The sequence below is a fragment of the Anaerotruncus sp. genome, assembly GCF_057433415.1.
The window spans coordinates 33143-52078 of record NZ_DBMDHH010000020.1 but is presented as its reverse complement, the minus strand read 5'-3'; the positions used below and the strand labels follow the sequence as shown (position 1 = coordinate 52078).

The 18936-nt window shown below is 66.6% G+C and carries 21 protein-coding genes; 9 read left to right on the top strand and 12 right to left on the bottom strand.

Annotation, left to right across the window (positions count from 1 at the left end; genetic code table 11):
- The 12 genes from ACZO3G_RS07515 to cbiD all read right to left on the bottom strand — a co-directional run.
- Positions 1 to 326: hypothetical protein (locus tag ACZO3G_RS07515; protein WP_486847006.1), on the bottom strand; the 326-nt coding region annotated here is incomplete at its 3' end.
- On the bottom strand, positions 323 to 1096 hold the full coding sequence (locus tag ACZO3G_RS07510) for an adenosylcobinamide-GDP ribazoletransferase (protein ID WP_276870228.1): 774 nt from the start codon (positions 1094 to 1096) through the stop codon (positions 323 to 325). The genes ACZO3G_RS07510 and ACZO3G_RS07515, both read right to left, overlap by 4 nt.
- A complete protein-coding gene (locus tag ACZO3G_RS07505; protein WP_276870230.1) occupies positions 1093 to 1614 on the bottom strand; it encodes a bifunctional adenosylcobinamide kinase/adenosylcobinamide-phosphate guanylyltransferase in 522 nt (173 codons plus the stop codon). The genes ACZO3G_RS07510 and ACZO3G_RS07505 overlap by 4 nt, the downstream gene beginning before the upstream one ends.
- Positions 1615 to 1623: 9 nt before the next feature.
- Positions 1624 to 2682, bottom strand: a complete 1059-nt coding sequence (gene cobT, locus ACZO3G_RS07500; protein WP_276870232.1) for a nicotinate-nucleotide--dimethylbenzimidazole phosphoribosyltransferase — start codon at positions 2680 to 2682, stop codon at positions 1624 to 1626.
- 5 nt (positions 2683 to 2687) lie between these two features.
- Positions 2688 to 4055 (bottom strand): cobyrinic acid a,c-diamide synthase CobB, encoded by a 1368-nt coding sequence (locus ACZO3G_RS07495; RefSeq protein WP_276870233.1) that lies wholly within the window; start codon positions 4053 to 4055, stop codon positions 2688 to 2690.
- Positions 4052 to 5245: a precorrin-6y C5,15-methyltransferase (decarboxylating) subunit CbiE gene (gene cbiE, locus ACZO3G_RS07490; RefSeq protein WP_276870235.1), complete on the bottom strand. Its 1194-nt coding sequence runs from the start codon at positions 5243 to 5245 to the stop codon at positions 4052 to 4054. Before cbiE ends, ACZO3G_RS07495 begins: the two co-directional genes overlap by 4 nt.
- 22 nt (positions 5246 to 5267) lie before the next feature.
- Complete coding sequence (gene cobK / locus ACZO3G_RS07485; protein WP_276870237.1) at positions 5268 to 6515, bottom strand: precorrin-6A reductase; 1248 nt, start codon at positions 6513 to 6515, stop codon at positions 5268 to 5270.
- Positions 6508 to 7239, bottom strand: a complete 732-nt coding sequence (cobJ, locus tag ACZO3G_RS07480) for a precorrin-3B C(17)-methyltransferase (RefSeq protein WP_276870239.1) — start codon at positions 7237 to 7239, stop codon at positions 6508 to 6510. Before cobJ ends, cobK begins: the two co-directional genes overlap by 8 nt.
- Entirely contained in the window at positions 7236 to 8270 is a 1035-nt protein-coding gene (locus ACZO3G_RS07475; RefSeq protein ID WP_276870242.1) for a cobalt-precorrin 5A hydrolase, read from the bottom strand. The genes cobJ and ACZO3G_RS07475 overlap by 4 nt, the downstream gene beginning before the upstream one ends.
- Positions 8267 to 9022 carry a precorrin-4 C(11)-methyltransferase gene (cobM, locus tag ACZO3G_RS07470; protein WP_276870243.1) on the bottom strand — a complete coding sequence of 252 codons (756 nt, stop codon included), beginning with the start codon at positions 9020 to 9022 and terminating at the stop codon, positions 8267 to 8269. The genes ACZO3G_RS07475 and cobM overlap by 4 nt, the downstream gene beginning before the upstream one ends.
- 7 nt (positions 9023 to 9029) lie before the next feature.
- A complete protein-coding gene (gene cobI, locus ACZO3G_RS07465) occupies positions 9030 to 9716 on the bottom strand; it encodes a precorrin-2 C(20)-methyltransferase (RefSeq protein ID WP_276870244.1) in 687 nt (228 codons plus the stop codon).
- Positions 9713 to 10855 (bottom strand): cobalt-precorrin-5B (C(1))-methyltransferase CbiD, encoded by a 1143-nt coding sequence (gene cbiD, locus ACZO3G_RS07460; protein ID WP_277138519.1) that lies wholly within the window; start codon positions 10853 to 10855, stop codon positions 9713 to 9715. Before cbiD ends, cobI begins: the two co-directional genes overlap by 4 nt.
- Positions 10856 to 11027: 172 nt before the next feature.
- On the opposite strand from cbiD, the gene ACZO3G_RS07455 reads away from it, so the two are divergent.
- The 9 genes from ACZO3G_RS07455 (at position 11028) to ACZO3G_RS07415 (ending at position 18815) form a co-directional block, all read left to right on the top strand.
- On the top strand, positions 11028 to 11516 hold the full coding sequence (locus ACZO3G_RS07455) for an amidase domain-containing protein (protein WP_276870246.1): 489 nt from the start codon (positions 11028 to 11030) through the stop codon (positions 11514 to 11516).
- Between the two features lie 139 nt (positions 11517 to 11655).
- On the top strand, positions 11656 to 12027 hold the full coding sequence (locus tag ACZO3G_RS07450) for a GntR family transcriptional regulator (RefSeq protein WP_101550491.1): 372 nt from the start codon (positions 11656 to 11658) through the stop codon (positions 12025 to 12027).
- Complete coding sequence (locus ACZO3G_RS07445) at positions 12028 to 12729, top strand: ABC transporter ATP-binding protein (protein ID WP_276870247.1); 702 nt, start codon at positions 12028 to 12030, stop codon at positions 12727 to 12729. It abuts the gene before it with no gap.
- Entirely contained in the window at positions 12723 to 13553 is an 831-nt protein-coding gene (locus ACZO3G_RS07440; protein ID WP_101550487.1) for a hypothetical protein, read from the top strand. Before ACZO3G_RS07445 ends, ACZO3G_RS07440 begins: the two co-directional genes overlap by 7 nt.
- Positions 13554 to 13801: 248 nt before the next feature.
- Positions 13802 to 14335 carry a DUF6323 family protein gene (locus tag ACZO3G_RS07435; protein WP_276870249.1) on the top strand — a complete coding sequence of 178 codons (534 nt, stop codon included), beginning with the start codon at positions 13802 to 13804 and terminating at the stop codon, positions 14333 to 14335.
- Positions 14314 to 15654 carry a DUF6179 domain-containing protein gene (locus ACZO3G_RS07430; RefSeq protein ID WP_276870251.1) on the top strand — a complete coding sequence of 447 codons (1341 nt, stop codon included), beginning with the start codon at positions 14314 to 14316 and terminating at the stop codon, positions 15652 to 15654. The genes ACZO3G_RS07435 and ACZO3G_RS07430 overlap by 22 nt, the downstream gene beginning before the upstream one ends.
- A gap of 156 nt (positions 15655 to 15810) precedes the next feature.
- Positions 15811 to 15990 carry a hypothetical protein gene (locus ACZO3G_RS07425; protein ID WP_101550481.1) on the top strand — a complete coding sequence of 60 codons (180 nt, stop codon included), beginning with the start codon at positions 15811 to 15813 and terminating at the stop codon, positions 15988 to 15990.
- Positions 15991 to 16197: 207 nt separating this feature from the next.
- The gene (locus ACZO3G_RS07420; RefSeq protein WP_276870255.1) at positions 16198 to 17388 is read left to right on the top strand and encodes a coenzyme F420-0:L-glutamate ligase; all 1191 of its coding nucleotides are present in this window, start codon (positions 16198 to 16200) and stop codon (positions 17386 to 17388) included.
- Between the two features lie 269 nt (positions 17389 to 17657).
- Entirely contained in the window at positions 17658 to 18815 is a 1158-nt protein-coding gene (locus tag ACZO3G_RS07415; protein ID WP_276870256.1) for a ribose-phosphate pyrophosphokinase, read from the top strand.
- Positions 18816 to 18936: the final 121 nt, after the last annotated feature.

The window sequence follows — 18936 nt, the reverse complement described above, 5'->3', positions numbered from 1 at the left end:
TCCGCGAGCATACAGCAGGTCCGCCCCGCCGCCTCCCGCCACGCGCGCTCAAACGGGTCGGGCGGCACCACGCCGCAGCCGACCTCGTCGCTGATAAAGATCGCGTCCGGGTGCGCGTCGGCATAGCGCGCCAGAATTTCCACCGGGTCGCGCCCCGCCTCGAGCAGCCGCCGCGCCAGCAGGTGCAGGCGGTTCAGGACGGGCTTTTCGGGCAGCGGATCGAGCGGGCAGGTCCCTCCGTCGCACACGGCGGCGGGCGGCAGCCCCTCCCGCGCGAGCACGAGGGCGCATTTTCCCTGCGCGCGTCCGCCGATCACCAGCTTCACAGCAGCACCCCCTCGAAAAGGACGGCCGCCGTGAGGACCGCCGCCTCGCACACCGTCAAAAAATACCCGGCGAGGTCGCCGGTGATCCCGCCGAAGCAGCGGTAGGCGAGCCAGCGGTAGTGCAGCAGCACCACCAGCGCGGCGAGCAGCCCCGCCGCGCCCGCCGGCGGAGAGAGCGCCAGCATCGCGGCGGCGCAGAGGAGCGCCAGCGCCGCCAGCAGAACGCGCACCCGCCCCTTCGCGGCGTTTTCCGAAAAGAGGGCGGCCAGCCCGCCCGGCTTGGCGCAGCGCATCGAAACGACCGTGAGCCCGCTGAGCGACCGGGAGAGCACGAACCCCAATGCCAGCATCCCCGCCGTGCGCGGATGAAAGCGGTACTGGGTCCAGAGGCCGAAGGTGAGCAGCAGGCAGAGGACGCAGGCCATCACGCCGAAGGCGCCGATGTGCGGGTCCTTCATGATTTCGAGCTTGCGTTCGGCCGGGGCGTGGGAGGCGAGCGCGTCGGAGGTGTCGCAGAACCCGTCGAGGTGGATGCCGCCCGAGAGCAGGACGGGGATCGCCGTGGCGACGGCGGCGGTCAGCCCCGGCCCGACGCCAAAGAGGCGGCAGAGCCACAGCCAGCCGAATTCCGCCGCGCCGATCACGACGCCGATCAGCGGGAAGAAGCAGAAGGCGTAACGCATGTTCTCCGCTTTCCATTCGACGCGCGGAGCCGGGAGGATGGAATACATCGAAAAGGCCATTGCCAGCGAGCGCAGCAGCTTTTTCATTCCGTTGTTCCTCCCTTCCAGATGAGCGGTATCCCGCAGACGACCTCCACGACCCGGTCCGCCCGCGCGGCAAGCGCCTGGTTGAGCGCGCCGAGCAGTTCGATATAGCGCCGCGTGCCGGGGTCGTAGGGCGCGCCGTCGGAAAAGACCTCGTTGGAGACGACATAGACCCGCGCGGCCCGCACGCAAAGTTCGTCGATCCCCGCGAGCGCCGCGTCAAACGCCCCCTCCCCCGCGCCGCCGTAGAGCTCGTTGGCGGCGAGATTGCCGAGGTCCTCCAGCAGCACCGTCCGGGTCCCGGCCGGGAGCGCCAGCCCCGAAAGGCCGGCCTCCCGCTCGCAGGTGACAAATCCGCGCCCCGCGCGGGCGGCGCGGTGCTTTTCGATCCGCGCCTCGCACTCCGCGTCGTGGCGGCGCATCGTGGCGAGGTAGACGCGCGGCCCGGGGGCCGCCGCCGCGAGATGCTCGGCATATTCCGATTTTCCGCTCGCGGCCCCGCCGATGATCAGCGTCAGCACCCCGCCCACCTAACTGAGCGGCTGGTAGGCGTCGATCTCAATCTCCCGGAAGGTGCTCATTTCCCGGTAGACGGCCAGCGCCATGTCGAGGAGCGGCAGCGCCGCCACCGCGCCCGTCCCCTCGCCGAGGCACATGCCCGCCGTGATGAGCGGGCGCAGGCCAAGCGCGCCTAGCGCCAGCGCCGCCGCGGGCTCGTCGGAGAGATGGGAGGCGAGCATCGCCTTTTTCACGGCGGGGCAGATGCGCGCCGCGGCCAGCGCCGCCGCCGCCGAAATGAACCCGTCAATCAGCACGGGCACGCGGTGGACCGCGCTGCCCAGAAAGATGCCCGCCAGCCCCGCGAGATCGAAGCCGCCCACCTTGGCGAGCACGTCGACGCCGTCGTTCGGATCGGGATGGTTGACGACGAGCGCGCGCTCGACCGTCTTGATCTTATGGGCGAGCCCCTCGCTCGTGAGTCCCGCGCCGCGCCCCGTCACCTCCTCGGCCGGAAGGCCGAGGAGCGCGGCGGTCACCGCGCTGCTCGTCGTGGTGTTGCCGATGCCCATCTCACCCGTGGCGATGATCCGGTAGCCCTTCTGCTTCAGTTCCCCCACGAGGGAAATCCCGAAGGTGATTGCGTCGAGCGCCTGCTCCCGCGTCATCGCGGGGCCGCGGGCGATGTTGCCCGTCCCGTAGCCGAGCTTGTGGACGACGAGCCCCTCTCCCGACAGATCGCGCGCGACGCCGATGTCCACGGGGATCACGTCGCAGCGCGCGGCGCGCGCCATCGCGCAGACGCTCGCCTCCCCGCGCGTAAAGTTCTCCGCCACGACGGCGGTCACCTCGCTGCCCGTCTGGGTCACGCCCTCGGCGACCACGCCGTTGTCGGCGCAGAAGACGGCCGCGCAGCGCCTGTCCAGCGCCACCCGCGCGCTTCCGGTGAGCGCCGCGATGCGGATGACCGCCTCCTCCAGCAGCCCGAGGCTCCCGAGCGGCTTTGCGATGCTGTCCCACCGCGCCTTTGCTTCCTGCCCGGCCCGTTCGTCGGGCGGGGTAATCTGCCTGAGTGCTTCTTCCAGATTCATCCGTCTCATCCCCTTTGGTAGTCGGCAGCCGCGCGCAGAAAGCGCTCGGCGGCCTTTGGCGCGCCCGCCAGATAGAGGTGCGGGAACCCCGCGTAGAGGGTCCTCCCCGCGTGTACGCAGTCCCAGCCGCGGGAGCTCTGCGGCTTTTGTGCCGCAAAGGCGGCGCCCGGGCCGGTGCTGTCCCAATAGTGGAATTCATGCGCGCGCAGCGTCTCTCCCGCGCCGCAGAGCAGGTTCTCCTCCCGCGCGGTGAGCGTCACATACCCAAACCGCCCGAGCCGCCCGGTCCGGAAACCCTCCGCCGCGATCACGCCCGCCATCGCATGGGCGTTCCCGTCCGCATCCTCAAGGCTCCGGTGCAGGTACAAAAAACCGCCGCACTCCGCGATGGCGGGCATCCCGCCCTCGATCGCGGCCCTGACCGCGCGGCGCATCGGTTCGTTGCGGGAGAGCGTTTCCGCGTGCAGCTCGGGGTATCCGCCGCCGAGCAGGAGCCCGCCCGCGCCCTCCGGCAGCGTCGCGTCCGAAAGCGGGCTGAAAAAGGTAAGCTCCGCCCCCATCTCCCGCAGCAGCGAAAGGGTATCCTCGTAGTAAAAACAGAACGCCGCGTCCCGCGCCACGGCGATCCGGGGCTTTCCCTCAACGCGGGACAGACAAGGCGGTTCATAGGAGAGCGGCGGCGCGGATTCCGCGATCTGGAGCAGCATCGGCAGGTCCGCCGTCCGTTCCAGCGCCCCGGCGAGCTCGTCCAGCTTCCGCCCGAGCTCCGCGGCCTCCCCGGCGGTCACGAGGCCGAGGTGGCGGCTTTCAAACGCGCAGCCGGGCATCGGCGGCAGGTACCCGGCGACCGGGACGCCGCATTCCCGCTCGACGAGCGCCTTTACTTCGGGGTAGCGCGCGGCGGAAAGGTGATTGAGCAGCACCGCGGCGATGTTTGCGTCGGGCCGGTAGCCTGTAAAGCCTCTGACCTGTGCGGCAACGGAGGCCGCCATCCCCTGGCAGGAGACGACGAGCAGGACGGGCGTACCGGTCGCGCGGGCGACGGCGTAGGCCGACGCGTCGGACGAAACCGCAATCCCGTCATAATAGCCCATCGCGCCCTCGATGAGGGCGATATCCGCATGCTCCGCGCCCTTCGCAAGCAGGCGGCGCGCCGTGTCCCCGTCGGAAAGAAAGAGGTCGAGATTGGCGGAATAGGCCGCGCCGACGCTCTCCCGGTGGAACATCGGGTCGATGTAGTCGGGCCCGCACTTGAACGCGGCCGCCCGTCGGCCGCGCCCGGCCAGCGCGCGCAGCAGCGCGCAGGTGACCGTCGTTTTGCCGCTGCCGCTCGCGGGCGCGGCGACCAGCAGGCGCGGAAACCGGACCGTCATTCGCTCCCTCCCGCGCTCAGGACCCACACGGGGTTCTGGGCCTGCATCATGTGGTAATGCCCGGCCTCCCGCACGCGGGAGACCGAAAGCTGCACCGCGTCGGGCTCCCGCAGGGAAAACCGCCCGAAGCAGCCGAGCGCCTCCGTGACCGTCTCGAGCGTGACGGCGTTCACGACGATCCGCGCGCCGGGATTTTTTTCGAGCGCCGCGCCGACGATCTCCGCGAGGTTCCCCGACGAGCCGCCGACGAAGACGGCGTCGGGCGCGGGAAGCTCCCCCAGTACGCCGGGCGCGCTCCCCGCCACCGGGCGCAGGTTCCAAAGGCCGAATTTCGCGCGGTTTTGTTCGATCAGCGCGAGCGCATCCGGCTCCCGTTCGACGGCATAGACCGCGCCGTCCCCGAGCACCCGCGCGATCTCGACGCTCACCGAGCCGGTGCCGGCGCCCACGTCCCAGACGGTCATCCCCCGCCGCAGGCGCAGCTTCGCGACCGAGACGGCGCGGACCTCCTCTTTGGTCATCGGCGTCCCGCCGCGCAAAAACGCGCCGTCCGGCAGGCCATGGGCCGCCGGAAGCGGCCGCGCGTCCGGGTTCCGCACCAGCATGACGCTCAGCGGGTCGAACGCCCGTCCCGCGAGCTCCGCCGCGTTCCCGCCCGTTACGCGCTCGTCCGGGTAGGAGAGCCGTTCGCCGACCTCCACCCGCACCGCGCCGAGCCCGGCTTCCCGAAGCCGGGCGCAGAGCGCGCCGGGGCTGTTTTCGCCGCCCGTCAGCGCGAACACCTTGGGGCTGGACGCGGCGATCCCGCAGAAGTCGCAGTCGCGTCCATGCAGGCTCACGACCCGCGCGTCGTCCCACGCGGTCCCCAGCCGCGCGCAGAAATACTGCAAGCTGGAGATTCCCGGAAGAAATCGGATTTCGGCCTCCGGCAGCAGGGCCCCTAGGCTTCGCGCCGCGCTGTAAAACCCGACGTCCCCCGAGACGAGCACGCCCGCGGGGCCCTCGTGCGCGCGGACCGCCTCGGCCATCCGCGCGGGCGAGGAGGCCTCTATTTTCTGCGCGGCGCCGGGAAACGCCTCCAGCAGACGCCGCGCGCCGACGAGCACCCGGCAGCTTTTCGCCGCGTCCAGCGCCTCCCCCGTCAGCAGGGCGGGATTCCCCACGCCCATCCCGATCACGTAAACTTTCACCGCGTTCCCCTCCTCTCGCCGTTCATTCCCGATGGTCCGCCTCCGGACCGGGCAGGATCTGGTCCAGCCGCCCGGAAAGCTCCCGCGCAATCTTCCGCGCGCGCTTCTTTTCGTCCACGCCCGCCGACACGCCGACGACCACGCCGCCGCGCCGCAGCAGGGCGGGCAGATAAAAATCGCACAGCTCGGGCGAGCCGGGCACGTCGGCGGGAATCCCCGCCGCGCGCGCCTCCTCGCAGATCGCCTGGTCGACGTCGGGGTTGTCGGTCGCGGCGATCACGATCCGGCATCCCGCGCAGTCCCCCTTCATGTAGGCGCGCCGCACGATCTGCACGCCGAGCGACTCGAGCTCGGCGGACGGCTGCGGCGTGATCACCACAAGCCCCGGACAGAAGGGCAGCAGCGCGGCAGCGCTCGAGAGGGCGGCCGCACCGCCCCCGAAGAGCGCGATCTTGCAGTTCGACAGCCTGGAGAAGAGCGGAAAATACGCCGCAGGTTCCGCTTCCGCGTCCGCCGGCCGCAGGGCAAAGTCGCGGATGAGCGCCTCCACCGCGTCCTCGTAGGGCAGGCCGCTCTCCTCGCGCGGCCTGCCGATCACGACGGCCACCGCGCCCGCGTCCCGCGCCGCGCCGAGCTTTTCGGAAAAACCGCCCGCGTCGCCCGACTCCTTGGTCACCAGGATCGACGCGCCGATCTGACGCATCGTGGCCCCGTTCATCTCGCGGGAGAAGGGCCCCTGCATCGCAATGACGTTCTGCACCCGGAAGCCCAGAGCGAGGCACCGCTGCACCGATTCGACGGTCGGCAGCACCCGCGGGTAGATGCGCTCCTGGTAACCCGGCACCCGCACGAACGCGTCCAGCTCCTTGCTGCCGGTGGTGAGCAGCACCTTGCCCGTCGTGGCGGCAAGCACCTCCGCCGCGCGCTCGGCGCTCTCGACATAGACGCAGCCCTCAGGCGTGTTCGACGGCCGGGAGAGGCGCAGGTACCGGGTATCGGTCGCCGCGCAGGCGGCGCGGATATTTTCGGTCGCAAGGGCGGCATAGGGGTGGGTCGCGTCGACCACGCAGTCAAACCGCAGCGATTGAAGCAGGGAGGCCATTCCCTCCGCGTCCAGCCGCTCAGCAAAGACCTGCACCCCCTCGGGGAGCAGGGTCTTTCCATATTCGGTGGCGACCCCCGCGCAGACGTTCGTCCCCTCGCACCGGCTGAGAAACTCCACCAGCCGCCTGCCCTCGGTGGTCCCGGCAAACACAAAGAAATTAGGCATCCCGGTACCCCCTCGGCGTCACCATGCCGCCGTTCAGTTTCTTGGTCTGGGAGTTGCCGATAAACACAGTCGTGAACATATCCGCCTGCGCCTCCCGCAGCTCCCCAAGGGTCAGCACGCGGGCGGACTCCCCCGCCCGCCCCGCGTTGCGCACAAGCCCCGCGACCGTTTCGGGCGCGCGGCTGCGCAGCAGGATGTCGCACGCGCGCCGCAGGTAGTCGGCGCGGCGGCGGCTCGCCGGGTTGTAAAGGCAGATGCAGAAGTCCGCTCTGCCCGCCGCGTCGAGCCGCCGTTCAATCAGCTCCCACGGGGTGAGCAGGTCGCTGAGCGAGATGACCGCAAAGTCGTGGATGAGCGGGGCGCCGAGCAGCGCCGCGCCGCTGCACGCGGCCGTCACGCCCGGCACCACCTCGATGTCGATGGGGTCGTACCCCTGCGCGAGCTCGTAGACGAGCCCCGCCATGCCGTAGACCCCGGCGTCCCCGCTCGACACCACCGCGACGGTTCTGCCTCCGCAGGCCGCCTCCAGCGCCATGCGGCAGCGCTCCACCTCCCCGCGCATCGCGGTGGCGAGGAACGCCTTTTCCGGGTAACGGGCGCGGATGAGGTCGACATAGGCCGTGTAGCCCACGATGACCTCGCTCTCTTCGAGCGCCGTGAGCGCGCGGCCGGTCATATTCTGTTCGTCGCCGGGGCCCAGCCCCACGACATAGAGCTTTTTCATCCTGTTTCCTCCCCGAACCCGCAGGTCCAGCGGTCCGCCGCGGCAGCGGCCGTCACGCCGCCCGCAGCATGTTTTTTCATGATGACGCGCCCTTCCCGCGACGCGTAAAGCGCCGCGCGTTCACAGACGTTATCCACACCCACCGTCCCGCGCACGAACTCCGACGGTGTGAACTCCCCCTCGAGGGCGGAAAGCGCCTCCGCGGAGGCGGCCGCGAGCGGCAGGCCGTACCTTTCGCAGAACGCCAGGATACAGGGTTCCTCCGCCTTGCGGTCGATCGTCGCGAGCTGGCGGACCGCCGCGAGCGGAATCCTGGCATCGCCGAGCGCCCCGAGGATTTCCCGTTCGAACATTTCCGCGGAAATGCCCCTACGGCAGCCGGCCCCGACCGTCACGACGCGCGGAAAGGCGTGCAGGGTGCGCGGAAAGGGCTCCTTTGCCGCGTCGAGCGTGACGCAGATTCCCAGCGCGGCGGGGCCGTCCGCCAGCCCAGCGGGAAGCGCGCCCGCAACGGGAAAGTCGCACGCGAAGCCGACCGTCTCTCCGGCAAGCAGCGCTGCCGAAACCTCCTTGGCGAGCGCCCGCTCACCGAGATGGAGCGAACGCTCCGCCGCCCACACATCCACGGCGAAAATCCCGGCGAGGTCGGTGGCGGTGGAGACGACCGGCGTTCCGCCGGCCGCATCGGCGACCCTGGCCGCCAATGCGTTCGCTCCCCCGGCGTGCCCCGACAGCAGCGCCACGGCGTATTTTCCCCGTTCGTCGACCGCGACGACCGCCGGGTCGGTCAATTTGTCCCTGACGAAGGGCGCGACCGCACGCACCGCGATGCCGCACGCGCCGACAAACACGATGCCGCCGGCGTGGGAAAACGCCCTTTCCGTCCAGTCGCGCAGGCTCCGTCCGGGGTCCCCCGCGCGCCCGAAAACCGCGACCTCGGGCGGGGGGCTCCCCGCGTCCGCGAGAGCTTCCGCCAGCCGGTTCGCCAGCTCCGCGCCCCGTCCGGTAAACGCCGCGATCGCGAGCTTCATTGTTCCGCCTCCCGAAAGCCGTGGGAAAAGGCGGGGTCGTAGAGCTTTGAGCGGTCGTACTGTTCACCGAGGAACTCCCCGACGAGGATGAGCGCCATACGGGAAATGCCGTTTTCCTCCGCCATCGCGGGCAGATTGCCGACCGTGCCGGCCACGCATTTTTCATCCGGCCACGAGGCCTTGTAGACGATCGCGGCGGGCGTGTCCTCCCGGTATCCGCCTGTGAGCAGGCGTTCCCGCAGCTCGGAGAGCAGCCCGGTGCTGAGGAAAATCACCATCGTCGCGCCGTGGGCGGCGAAGGAGGCGATCTCCTCCCGCTCGGGCACCGGCGTACGGCCCGCCATGCGGGTGATGACGACCGATTGGGAGACGCCCGGCAGCGTGTATTCCACGCCGAGCGCCGCCGCCGCGCCGCTGAAGGCGCTGACCCCCGGCGTCACGTCGTAGGGGATGCCCGCGCTTTTTAAGAGGTCGATCTGTTCGCGGATGGCGCTGTAGAGCGCGGTGTCGCCCGTGTGCAGGCGCACCGTCGTCTTCCCGGTGGCCTCGGCGGCCCTCACGACCGCAAATACCTCCTCGAGGGTCATTCCGGCGCTGTCATGGATTTCACAGCCCGGCTTCGCAGCTTCGAGCAGCGCGGGATTCACAAGGGAGCCCGCGTAGATCACGACATCCGCCTCGGACAGCAGCCGGTGGCCCCGCAGGGTGATCAGGTCGGGCGCGCCGCAGCCCGCCCCCACAAAATGCACCATCAGGCCGTCACTCCTTTACCATGATGATCGAGAGGTAGCCCGCGTCGTCGGGCGCGTCGGCAAGCGAACGGTAGACCCGTTCGCCGGAAAGCCCGCACCGCTCGACCATCCGGGCGTCAACGCCGCGCCCGACAAGCAGCCGCCGGACCTCCCCGAAATATTTTCCCGATTTCATCAGCACCTTGGTCCCCGGAAGGGCGAGCGCCTCCTCCAAGCCCTCGTAGGGCGCGGGGATGATGTGCAGGGGCTTTGCCGCGTCGGTGAGCGGCTCCCCCAGACGGGCGGCCGCCGCGCAGAAGGAGGGCACCCCGGCAATCATCTCCACCGGAAAGCCCATTGCCTTTACACGTTCATGCAGGTAGCCGTAGGTGGAATAGACGGTCACGTCCCCGATCGTCAGGAAGGCGACGTCCCTTCCTGCGCGCAGATACGCCGCCAATGACTCCACCGCGGCGGCGCGGGCGGCCTCGAGCCTGTCCGGGTCGCGCGTCATCGGCATCGAAAGCTCGACGAGCTCTTTTTTGCCGAGTTCGGGCACCGCGTTTTCCGCGATCCCGAGCGCGACCCGCTCCGCTCCGTCCGACGAGCGCGGCACCGCGATCACGCCGCAGGCGCGGATCACCTCCACCGCCCGGACGGTAATGAGCCCCGGGTCGCCCGGCCCGACGCTCACGCCATAGAGTGTCCCGTTCATTTTGCCGCCTCCGTTTCCCTCAGCCGTTCCAGCATTTCTGCCGCTCCCCCGCTCTGCCCCAGGATTCCCCGCGCGTTGGTGTAGATCACCAGTTCCGCCGGAAGCTCCCCGGCGCGCCGTTTGACCTGCTTTTCCGCCCGTTCCGTCACCGAACGCATCACCGGGGACAGAAGCCCCGCCGCGTCCAGCAGGTCGGCCGCCGCGTCGGTCGTGGCGCAGCCGAGCAGCGCTCCGGCCAGCGCGGAATCCGCTCCGGCCAGCGCGGCGTGCGCCGTCAGAATCTCCATGCGCGCGTCCGCGACGCTGGAGTGCGTCTGGAAGATGCCGCCCGCGAGCTTCACGAACTTGCCGAGATGACCGACAAGCAGCACCCCCTCAAAGCCGAGGACGGCGGCGCAGTCGAGCGTCTCGCCTACGAAGTTGCTGCAGAGCACCGCTCGGGAAGCCCTCAATCCGAGCGCGTCCCGCGAGAAGTTCTCCCCGTAGCTGCCGGGGGTCACGAGCACGGGACCGCTTCCCGCCGCGCGAAGCACCTTCAGCTCGGCCCGGATCGTATCCACGAGCGCCGCCTCGCTCATCGGCTCGACAATGCCCGTCGTCCCGAGGATCGAGATCCCCCCTTCGATCCCAAGCCGCGGATTGTAGGTCCGCGCCGCGATTTCGGCCCCGCCGGGGACCGAAATCACGACCGCCGCCCCGGCGCGGCAGCCGCGCTCTTCGAGCGCGCCGCGCACTTCGTGCGCGACCATCAGCCGCGGGACGCGGTTGATGGCTGCCGCGCCCACCGGCTGCTCGAGGCCCGCGCGGGTGACCCGCCCGACCCCCTCGCCGCCGTCGACCACGATCTCCTCCCCGCCGAGGCGCACCTCGGCGCAGACGAGCGCGCCGTCGGTCGCGTCGATATCGTCGCCCGCGTCCTTGCGCACGGCGCACCGGGCAAAGCCCTGTCCCAGCACGCAGCCCTCCACCGGCAGGTCGAGCCGGACGCCCTCCGGCGTCCCGATCTCCACCCGCGCGGGGGCCTCCCCCGCCAGCAGGGCGATGACGGCGGCCTTCGCCGCCGCCGCCGCGCAGGAACCGGTCGTATAGCCGCACCGCAGGCGTTTCCCGCCGCTCAGCACATATCGGTCGAAGCCCACGGCGCGTCCCTCCTTTTTCAATCGGCCCGGAACATCAAAAAAACCATCCGGCGGCAGCTTGCTTTCGGATGGCACGGTCCTGCCAACTGGATGCGTTTCGTCGTTTAAATTTTAAAGGAATCCCGGCAAAAAGTCAACTGCATATACTGTACCATGGAAAGGAGCGATCCCTATGCCCACCCAGATCCCCTACGACCGGTCCAAGGCCGCCGCCTATGCCGAAAAATGGGCGTTTTCCCGTAATCCGCGCTACATCAGCTTCGACGGCATGGGCGGCGACTGTACCAGCTTCGTCTCCCAGTGCCTCTACGCGGGCACGGGCGTCATGAATTTCACCCGCGATACCGGCTGGTACTACAATTCCGCCTCCGACCGCGCCGCCGCCTGGAGCGGCGTGCCCTATCTCTACCGCTTTCTGGCGGGCAACCGCTCGGTCGGGCCCTACGGCCGGGCGGCGGCGCTCGAGGAGCTGGAGCGGGGAGATCTCATCCAGCTCGGCGACGCGTCGGACAAATGGTACCACTCCCTCTTTGTGACGGAAGTCACAGGGGACGATATCCTCGTGTCCACCCACACCTTCGACGCCTACCGCCGCCCCCTCTCAAGCTATGTCTACGCGCAGGCGCGCGGCATCCATATCGAGGGGGCGCGCCGCTGGTGAGCGATTCCCCCGAATCCCGCCCCGTTTTCGCGGGGCGGGGTTCTTCTTTTTCCAAATTAGGGGTTGACAAATTGGAAATGGTATCGTATTATTGTGTTAGGTTATTAATACAATTCTATCGGGACAGGAGCTGAACACAATGACGTGGGAGCTGAAAAATGACCGCCCGATCTATGCGCAGCTGATCGAACAGATCAAGCTGCGCATTATCTCCGGATTCTACCGCCCGGGAGAACGCCTGCCCTCCGTTCGGGACATGGCCGCCGAAGCGGCCGTAAACCCCAACACGATGCAGCGGGCGCTCTCCGAGCTGGAACGGGACGGGCTGCTCTATACCCAGCGCACGAGCGGCCGGTTCATCACGGAGGATACGGGGCTGATCGAGGCGGCAAAAAAAGCCCTCGCACAGGAACAGATCGACGCCTTTTTCCAAAAAATGCGCGCGCTCGGATTCACCACGCCCCAGACGGTGGCGCTTGTGGAATCCGCTGCGGCCGAGGAGGTAAGATAAGTGGACACCATACTGGAATGCCATGGGCTCACCAAGTTCTACGGAAGCGGAGTCTGTGCGCTCAATCAAATCAACCTGAACGTCGGGCGCGGCCGGATCGTCGGCCTGCTCGGGCCCAACGGCAGCGGCAAAAGCACCTTTATGAAGCTCGCGAACGGCCTGCTGACCCCCTCCCTCGGAGATCTCTCGATCGCGGGTTTCCCGGTCGGGCCGGACACCAAGGAGGCCGTCTCCTACCTGCCGGAACGCACCTACCTCAACGACTGGATGAAGGTCCGCGACCTGATCGCCTTCTTCCGGGATTTCTACACAAATTTCAACGAGGCCAAGGCATATGACATGCTCAGCCGCCTGAACATCAACCCCAACGACCGGCTCAAGACGATGTCCAAGGGCACCAAGGAGAAGGTCCAGCTGATCCTCGTCATGAGCCGGGAGGCCCAGCTCTACCTGCTCGACGAGCCGATCGGCGGCGTCGACCCCGCGGCGCGCGACTACATCCTGAACACCATCCTGGGCAACTACAATGAAAACGCGACGATCATCATCTCCACCCACCTCATCACCGATATCGAGCAGGTGCTGGAGGACGTCATTTTCATCAGCCGCGGCGAGATCATCATGGTTTCCTCGGTCGATCAGATCCGCGAGGAAAAGGGCATGTCGGTCGACGCGCTCTTCCGGGAGGTATTCAGATGCTGAAAAAACTGCTCAAATACGAAATCCGCGCCACCGCGCGGCTCTTCCTGCCGGTGTTCGGCGCGATCCTGCTCCTTGCGATCCTCAACAACATCTTTTTCAACTTCAACGACATCCCCGACTTCGCGGCCGTGCTGACCATGATGCTCTACGTCATCCTCATCATCGCGCTCTTCGTGCTCGTCTATGTCGTCATGATCCAGCGGTTCTACAAGAACCTCCTGCGCGACGAGGGCTACCTCATGTTCACCCTGCCCGTCCGGACCTGGCAGCTGATTGCCAGCAAGCTGATCGTCTCGATCATGTGGCTGGCCATCTGCACCTTCGTCACCGTCCTGTCGGTCTTCATCATGGCGTTCAGCCTGGATCTGCTTCGGGAGATCCCCGAGTTCCTCCGCCAGTTGTCCGATTTCCTGGCGCACTATGTCGGCATCAGCGAGGTCACCCTCTTCTTCGAGTTCGTCTTCCTGATGCTCATCGGCACGATCGGCAGCGTGCTCATGATCTACGCCGCCATCTCGATCGGCCATCTCGTCGGCAAGCACCGGGTGCTCACCGCCTTCGGCGCCTATATCGGGCTGAGCATCGTCGAGCAGATCATCACCAACCTCTATTTTTCCCTGGTCGGGCGCATCTACGACCATACGATCCCCTACGGCAGCTACGGGGCCTACCAGTTCGGCTACGGGGCCTACGATTTCGCGCGGGAATTCGTCGGCGCGATGCATATGATCGTGATCCCGACCCTCATCATCACGGTCATCTTCTCGGTCGTCTACTTTATCCTGACCAACTACATCCTCTCCCACAGGCTCAACCTCGAATGATCTCCCCCTCTCACAAGAAGCGCCGCATCCGGTGGATGCGGCGCTTCTTCAGTTTGCGGCCCTTCCGCCCGGCAGATGTCCGCCCAAAAGGCGATAAAAACAGCCGGGCGGCTGCTTGACATCCCGCCCGGCTTGTGTTATGATAGTCTTTGTTGGATTTTTCTGAAAAATCATAAATTTTTCCTTCTACACCATAGCACATTCCCCGGGTTTTGTCAAGTACCAATCTGTAAAAGGAGCTGAATGGCATGAGCGGACTTCTCTCCCTACTCAGCCGGCAGGACGACGCGCTGATCCGCCGCGGCGCCGACGAACTGCTTCGACTCAACGACCTCACCCGCCCCTACGGCCTGTCGCTGACCCACGAAGACGCCGTCGCGCTGCTCAAGGTACGGACCGACGCGCTTAAAAACAGCCGCCGCATCGAGGTGGGCCCCGGCGTGCTCGAAAAGCTCGCCGAAGCGTTCTGCGATTCCGCCTACGTCGACGGGCAGAACTATGCCGACACCCTCTGCGCGCTGACCGAGCTCTTCTACTACCTCAAAAACGACACGCTCGATTCCCTGCCCGACGACGAGCTGATCGCCGTGATGAAGCAGTGCTTTGACGGCGACTGCGAGGGTTCGCTCGAACTGCTCGCGGGACGCGACATGGAAACGATGGCGCGCAACGTGCGCGCCTACGGCAGCGTCGAGGCGCCCCTTGAAACGGACAAGCCCGCCGGGGAGGCCGGCGATTACGCGGTGGAGGAGGACGAACAGTGGAGAACCGTTCGCTTTTAAGCGGAACCCCGCTCGACGGGATCGATTACGGCGTCTACACCGCCTCGCTCATGCGGCGGGCGGCGGACGCGGGCCTGCTGGACGAACGCGCGCTGGCCGCGATGCAGGAGGGGCTGCTGGGGCTCCTCCGTTCGCAGATCGAGGAGATCACGCGCGGCGAGAGCAGCTCCGTCCCCGCGGAGACCGCCGACCAGCTAATGGACGATATCGGCTACTGCATCGACGTGGCGCTCAAACACGCTCCGACCCCGCAGGAGAGCCTCGCGCTGCTCCGGGAACACTCGATGGACGCGCTCTACCGGATGGGGACCGGGCTTCTGGACCGGGAGGAGCGCGCCTGCGAAGGCCTGCTCTCCCGGGTGCGCGCGACCCGCACCCCCACCGTCAACGAGGGCTACCGGATTTTGCTCGACGTCACCTTCCCCCGGTACCTGCGGGACTGGAAGGTTCGCAGGCACCCGGGCGACTTCGTCGTGCTCACCGAGTACCCGCTCGCGCGGGAGGTCTCCGCGAGCGGGATCTTCGGCGTGCGCGAGCGGCTCGAGTCGCTCGCGCTGGAGAACCGCTTCTGCGGCCGGTTCGCGCCGGTGCTGGACGGCCTGCTGCGCGGCTGGGCGCGCCAAAACCGCACCTCCCCCGCCGAGGCCTATGTGAACCTCTTTACGATCACGCTCCAAAACCTGCTGCTCGCCCGCCTGCTCGGCCGGGAGGACGCGGCGCTCGGCGCCGGGGAACGCGCCGGGCTGGAGGAGCGGCTTCGCCCCCTCGCCGCCGAACAGCGCGCGGCGCTGCTGCTGCGGGCCGCGGAAGGCCTGATCGATTCCTGCGCCTTTGAAAACGCCCGCCTCAACAATTATATCCGCGAGGGGGCCGCGCGCTTCGCCGGGGAAGTCAACCGCGCGGGCGGCGCGCTCACCCCCTTCGCTGTCGTCGCGGAGGAGGACGCGCCGCTCCTCTTCATCGACGGGGAACGCCTTGACAACGACGCGTTCAGCGCTGTCGCCGACGAGGTGCTCCTCTGCGACGATGCCGCGCGCAAGGCGCGGATCATCCGGGAGGAGCTGCGCAGCCTCGACGACCTCTGCGACCTGCTCGGCGCGGGGTGCGTCTTCGACGACGAATACGCGGAAATCTTTTCCTCCTTTGACGAGGCGACCGCCGCCCTGCTGCTCGGCCGGATCCGGGCGGTGTGGGAGGAGAGGGCGCTGCGCCCGCTCGACGAAATCGAATGGCAGGAGGCGTTCGCCGATTGGTTCAACCGGCTCGGCGCCGATTGCCGGGAACGCATCCGCGCCCTGTCCAAAACGCTCGCCGGTTGAACCGGCGGGCGTTTTTGTCTTTTTTGCGACAATCGGCCTTCCGAATTTTACATAATACGCTGAAATTTCCCTGATATTACTTGTTCTGGAATCCAAAGCGTGCTATACTGACACTCCTGCTCTGCGCACAAAATGGAGGAAAGGAAGTGTCAGGCGATGCATTACGTCATCCGGATCCAACGGCAGGGCGACAGCCGCTATCTCTTCAACACGCGGATTCTTCTGAACGATATCGCGCTTGCCAAGCCCTTCTCCACCACCAATATGGCCAGGCGTTACTTCAGAAAGTCGGATTTTTGCGGCGAAGAATTCAGCGTGGTGCAGGTGGAGCCCTGACGGGCCGCTGAAAAGGACGGTTGATTCCGTCCTTTTTGTTTTTTGAGCGGGAAATGCAAATTTTTTTCCGCTTTTTTGCAGAATCATTGTATCTTACGGCGAATTCCTGTATAATGGGGATTAAGGTACGGCCTTCCCGCAGGGAGGGCCGCCGCGCCGTTCCGGCGTGCAAACCGGCGGATCAGCCGCCATCGGAGGGATTCACTCATGTCAAGAATGATCGGTACCACTGTCCGGGGCGTGCGCGCCCCGATTATCCGGCCGGGGGACGACCTCGCGCAGATCGTCACCGATTCCGTGCTCGAAGCAGCCGCAAGCGAGGGCTTTTCCTTCCACGACCGCGACGTCGTGGGCGTGACCGAGGCGGTCGTCGCCAAGGCGCAGGGCAACTACGCCTCCACCGACGACATCGCGGAGGATGTCCGCTCCAAATTCGGCGACCACCCCATCGGCGTGATCTTCCCCATCCTCAGCCGCAACCGGTTCGCCATCTGCCTGCGCGGCATCGCGCGCGGCGCGAAAAAGATCGTGCTGATGTTCAGCTATCCGAGCGACGAGGTGGGCAACACCCTCGTTTCGGAGGAAAAGCTCGAAGCCGCCGGGGTCAACCCGTGGGCCGACGTGCTCGACGAGAAGCGCTACCGCGCGCTCTTCGGGGAGAATAAGCACCTGTTCACCGGCGTGGACTACGTCGAATACTACGCCTCCCTCATCCGCGAGGAGGGGGCCGACGTGGAAATCCTCTTTGCAAACCGTCCCACCGCCGTCCTCGACCATACGAAGCACGTCCTCTGCTGCGACATCCACACCCGCGAGCGCACCAAGCGCCTTCTGCGCGCGGCGGGCGCCGAGACGGTCTACGGCCTCGACGACATTCTCTCCGCCCCCGTCAACGGAAGCGGCTTCAACGCCGATTACGGCCTGCTCGGCAGCAACAAGTCGACCGAGAGCCGCGTCAAGCTCTTCCCGCGTGACTGCGCCGCCTTCGCGCACGACCTGCAGCGCAAGCTGAGCGAGGCGACCGGCAGGCAGATCGAGGCGCTCGTCTACGGCGACGGCGCCTTCCGCGACCCGGTGGGCAAGATCTGGGAGCTCGCGGACCCGGTCGTCAGCCCCGGATTCACCGAGGGGCTCAGCGGCCTGCCCAACGAGGTCAAGCTCAAATACCTCGCGGACAACCAGTTCCGCGACCTCTCGGGCGGCGAGCTCAAGCAGGCCGTCTCCGAGTACATCCGCAACAAAAAGGCCGACCTCAAGGGCACGATGGAGACGCAGGGCACCACTCCCCGCCGCCTGACCGACCTGATCGGCAGCCTGTGCGACCTGACGAGCGGCAGCGGAGACAAGGGCACGCCCATCGTCCTCATCCAGGGATATTTCGACAATTTCGCCGACTAGAAAAAACCGGCCGGGACCGCGCGTGCGGTCCCGGTCTTTTTCTTCCTTTAAAGCGGCGCATGACGGCAACGGACAAATCTCTCCCGAGCAGAGATCGAAATTTGTAGATATTACCCATTTTTTAGATTCGGGGATGAAAAGCGTATACAATCCTGAAACGATCATGTATAATCAAATTGTATTTTTTCGACCCGATTTTGCATAATTCGGGCCGCAGATAAGGATCGGCGGTCCCTTTGGGGACCGCGGAACGAAAAGGAGCGTTATGAATGGCAGGGCAGATTGATGCGGAAGACATCTTCCGGTCGGGTGACCGGGTGGCGGAACTTGGGCTGATCAGCCTGACCGGCGCGCGCGAGCTGACCGAGAAGATCGACGCGCACCTCGTGAAATGGGCGGAGGGCAGCCCCCTTTACAAGGAAAGCTACATCGTCGAAAGCGAATGTCCCCGTTTTTCCTCCGGCGACGGCAAGGGCCTTATCAAGTCGACCATCCGCGGGGACGACCTTTTCTTCATCGTGGACGTCGGCAACTACAGCTGCAGCTATAACATCTTCGGACACCAGAACTCCATGTCCCCCGACGACCACTTTCAGGACCTGAAGCGGCTGATCCAGGCCGCCAGCGGCAAGGCGCACCGCATCACGGTCATCATGCCGATGCTCTACGGCAGCCGCCAGCACCGCCGCAACTACCGGGAGTCTCTTGACTGCGCCGTGGCGCTCCAGGAGCTCCAGAACATGGGCGTCTCCAACATCGTCACCTTCGACGCGCACGACCCGCGCGTGCAGAACGCGGTCCCCCTCATGGGCTTCGACAACGTCTCCCCCTCCTACCAGGTCCTCAAATGCCTGCTGCGCAGCATCCCGGACATCCAGCTCGACCGCGAGCACCTGATGGTCGTCAGCCCCGATGAGGGCGCGATGAGCCGCAACATGTATTACGCCTCCGTGCTCGGCATCGACCTGGGCATGTTCTACAAGCGCCGCGACTACGCCCGCGTCGTCAATGGCCGCAACCCCATCGTGGCGCACGAGTATCTCGGCAACTCCCTCGAGGGCAAGGACGTCTTCATCGCGGACGACATCATCTCGTCGGGCGAGTCGATGCTCGAGGTCGCGCGCGAGCTGAAAAAGCGCAACGCTTCCCGCATCTTCGCCTACGCCACCTACGCGATCTTTACCAACGGCCTCGACGAGTTCGACCGGGCCTACGAGGAGGGGCTCCTCTCCGGCGTGTTCGGCACCAACCTCACCTACCGTTCCCCCGAGCTGCTCTCGCGCGAGTGGTTCCACGAGGTCGACGTCTCCAAGTATATCGCCTACTTCATCGCCGCGATCAACCACGACATGTCGGTCAGCGCGATCATCGACCCGCACGAGAAAATCCGCCAGCTGCTTCTCAAGCGCGGCTACCGCGCCCAGTGACGGCGGCCTCCCCGGCTTCACGAAACAATAAAAGCCTCCCGCAGTATGCGGGAGGCTTTTTCCTGTTATTCGATCTCGACCAGCTCGTATTCCGCGCTTCCCATCCCCATTTTGACGGCCT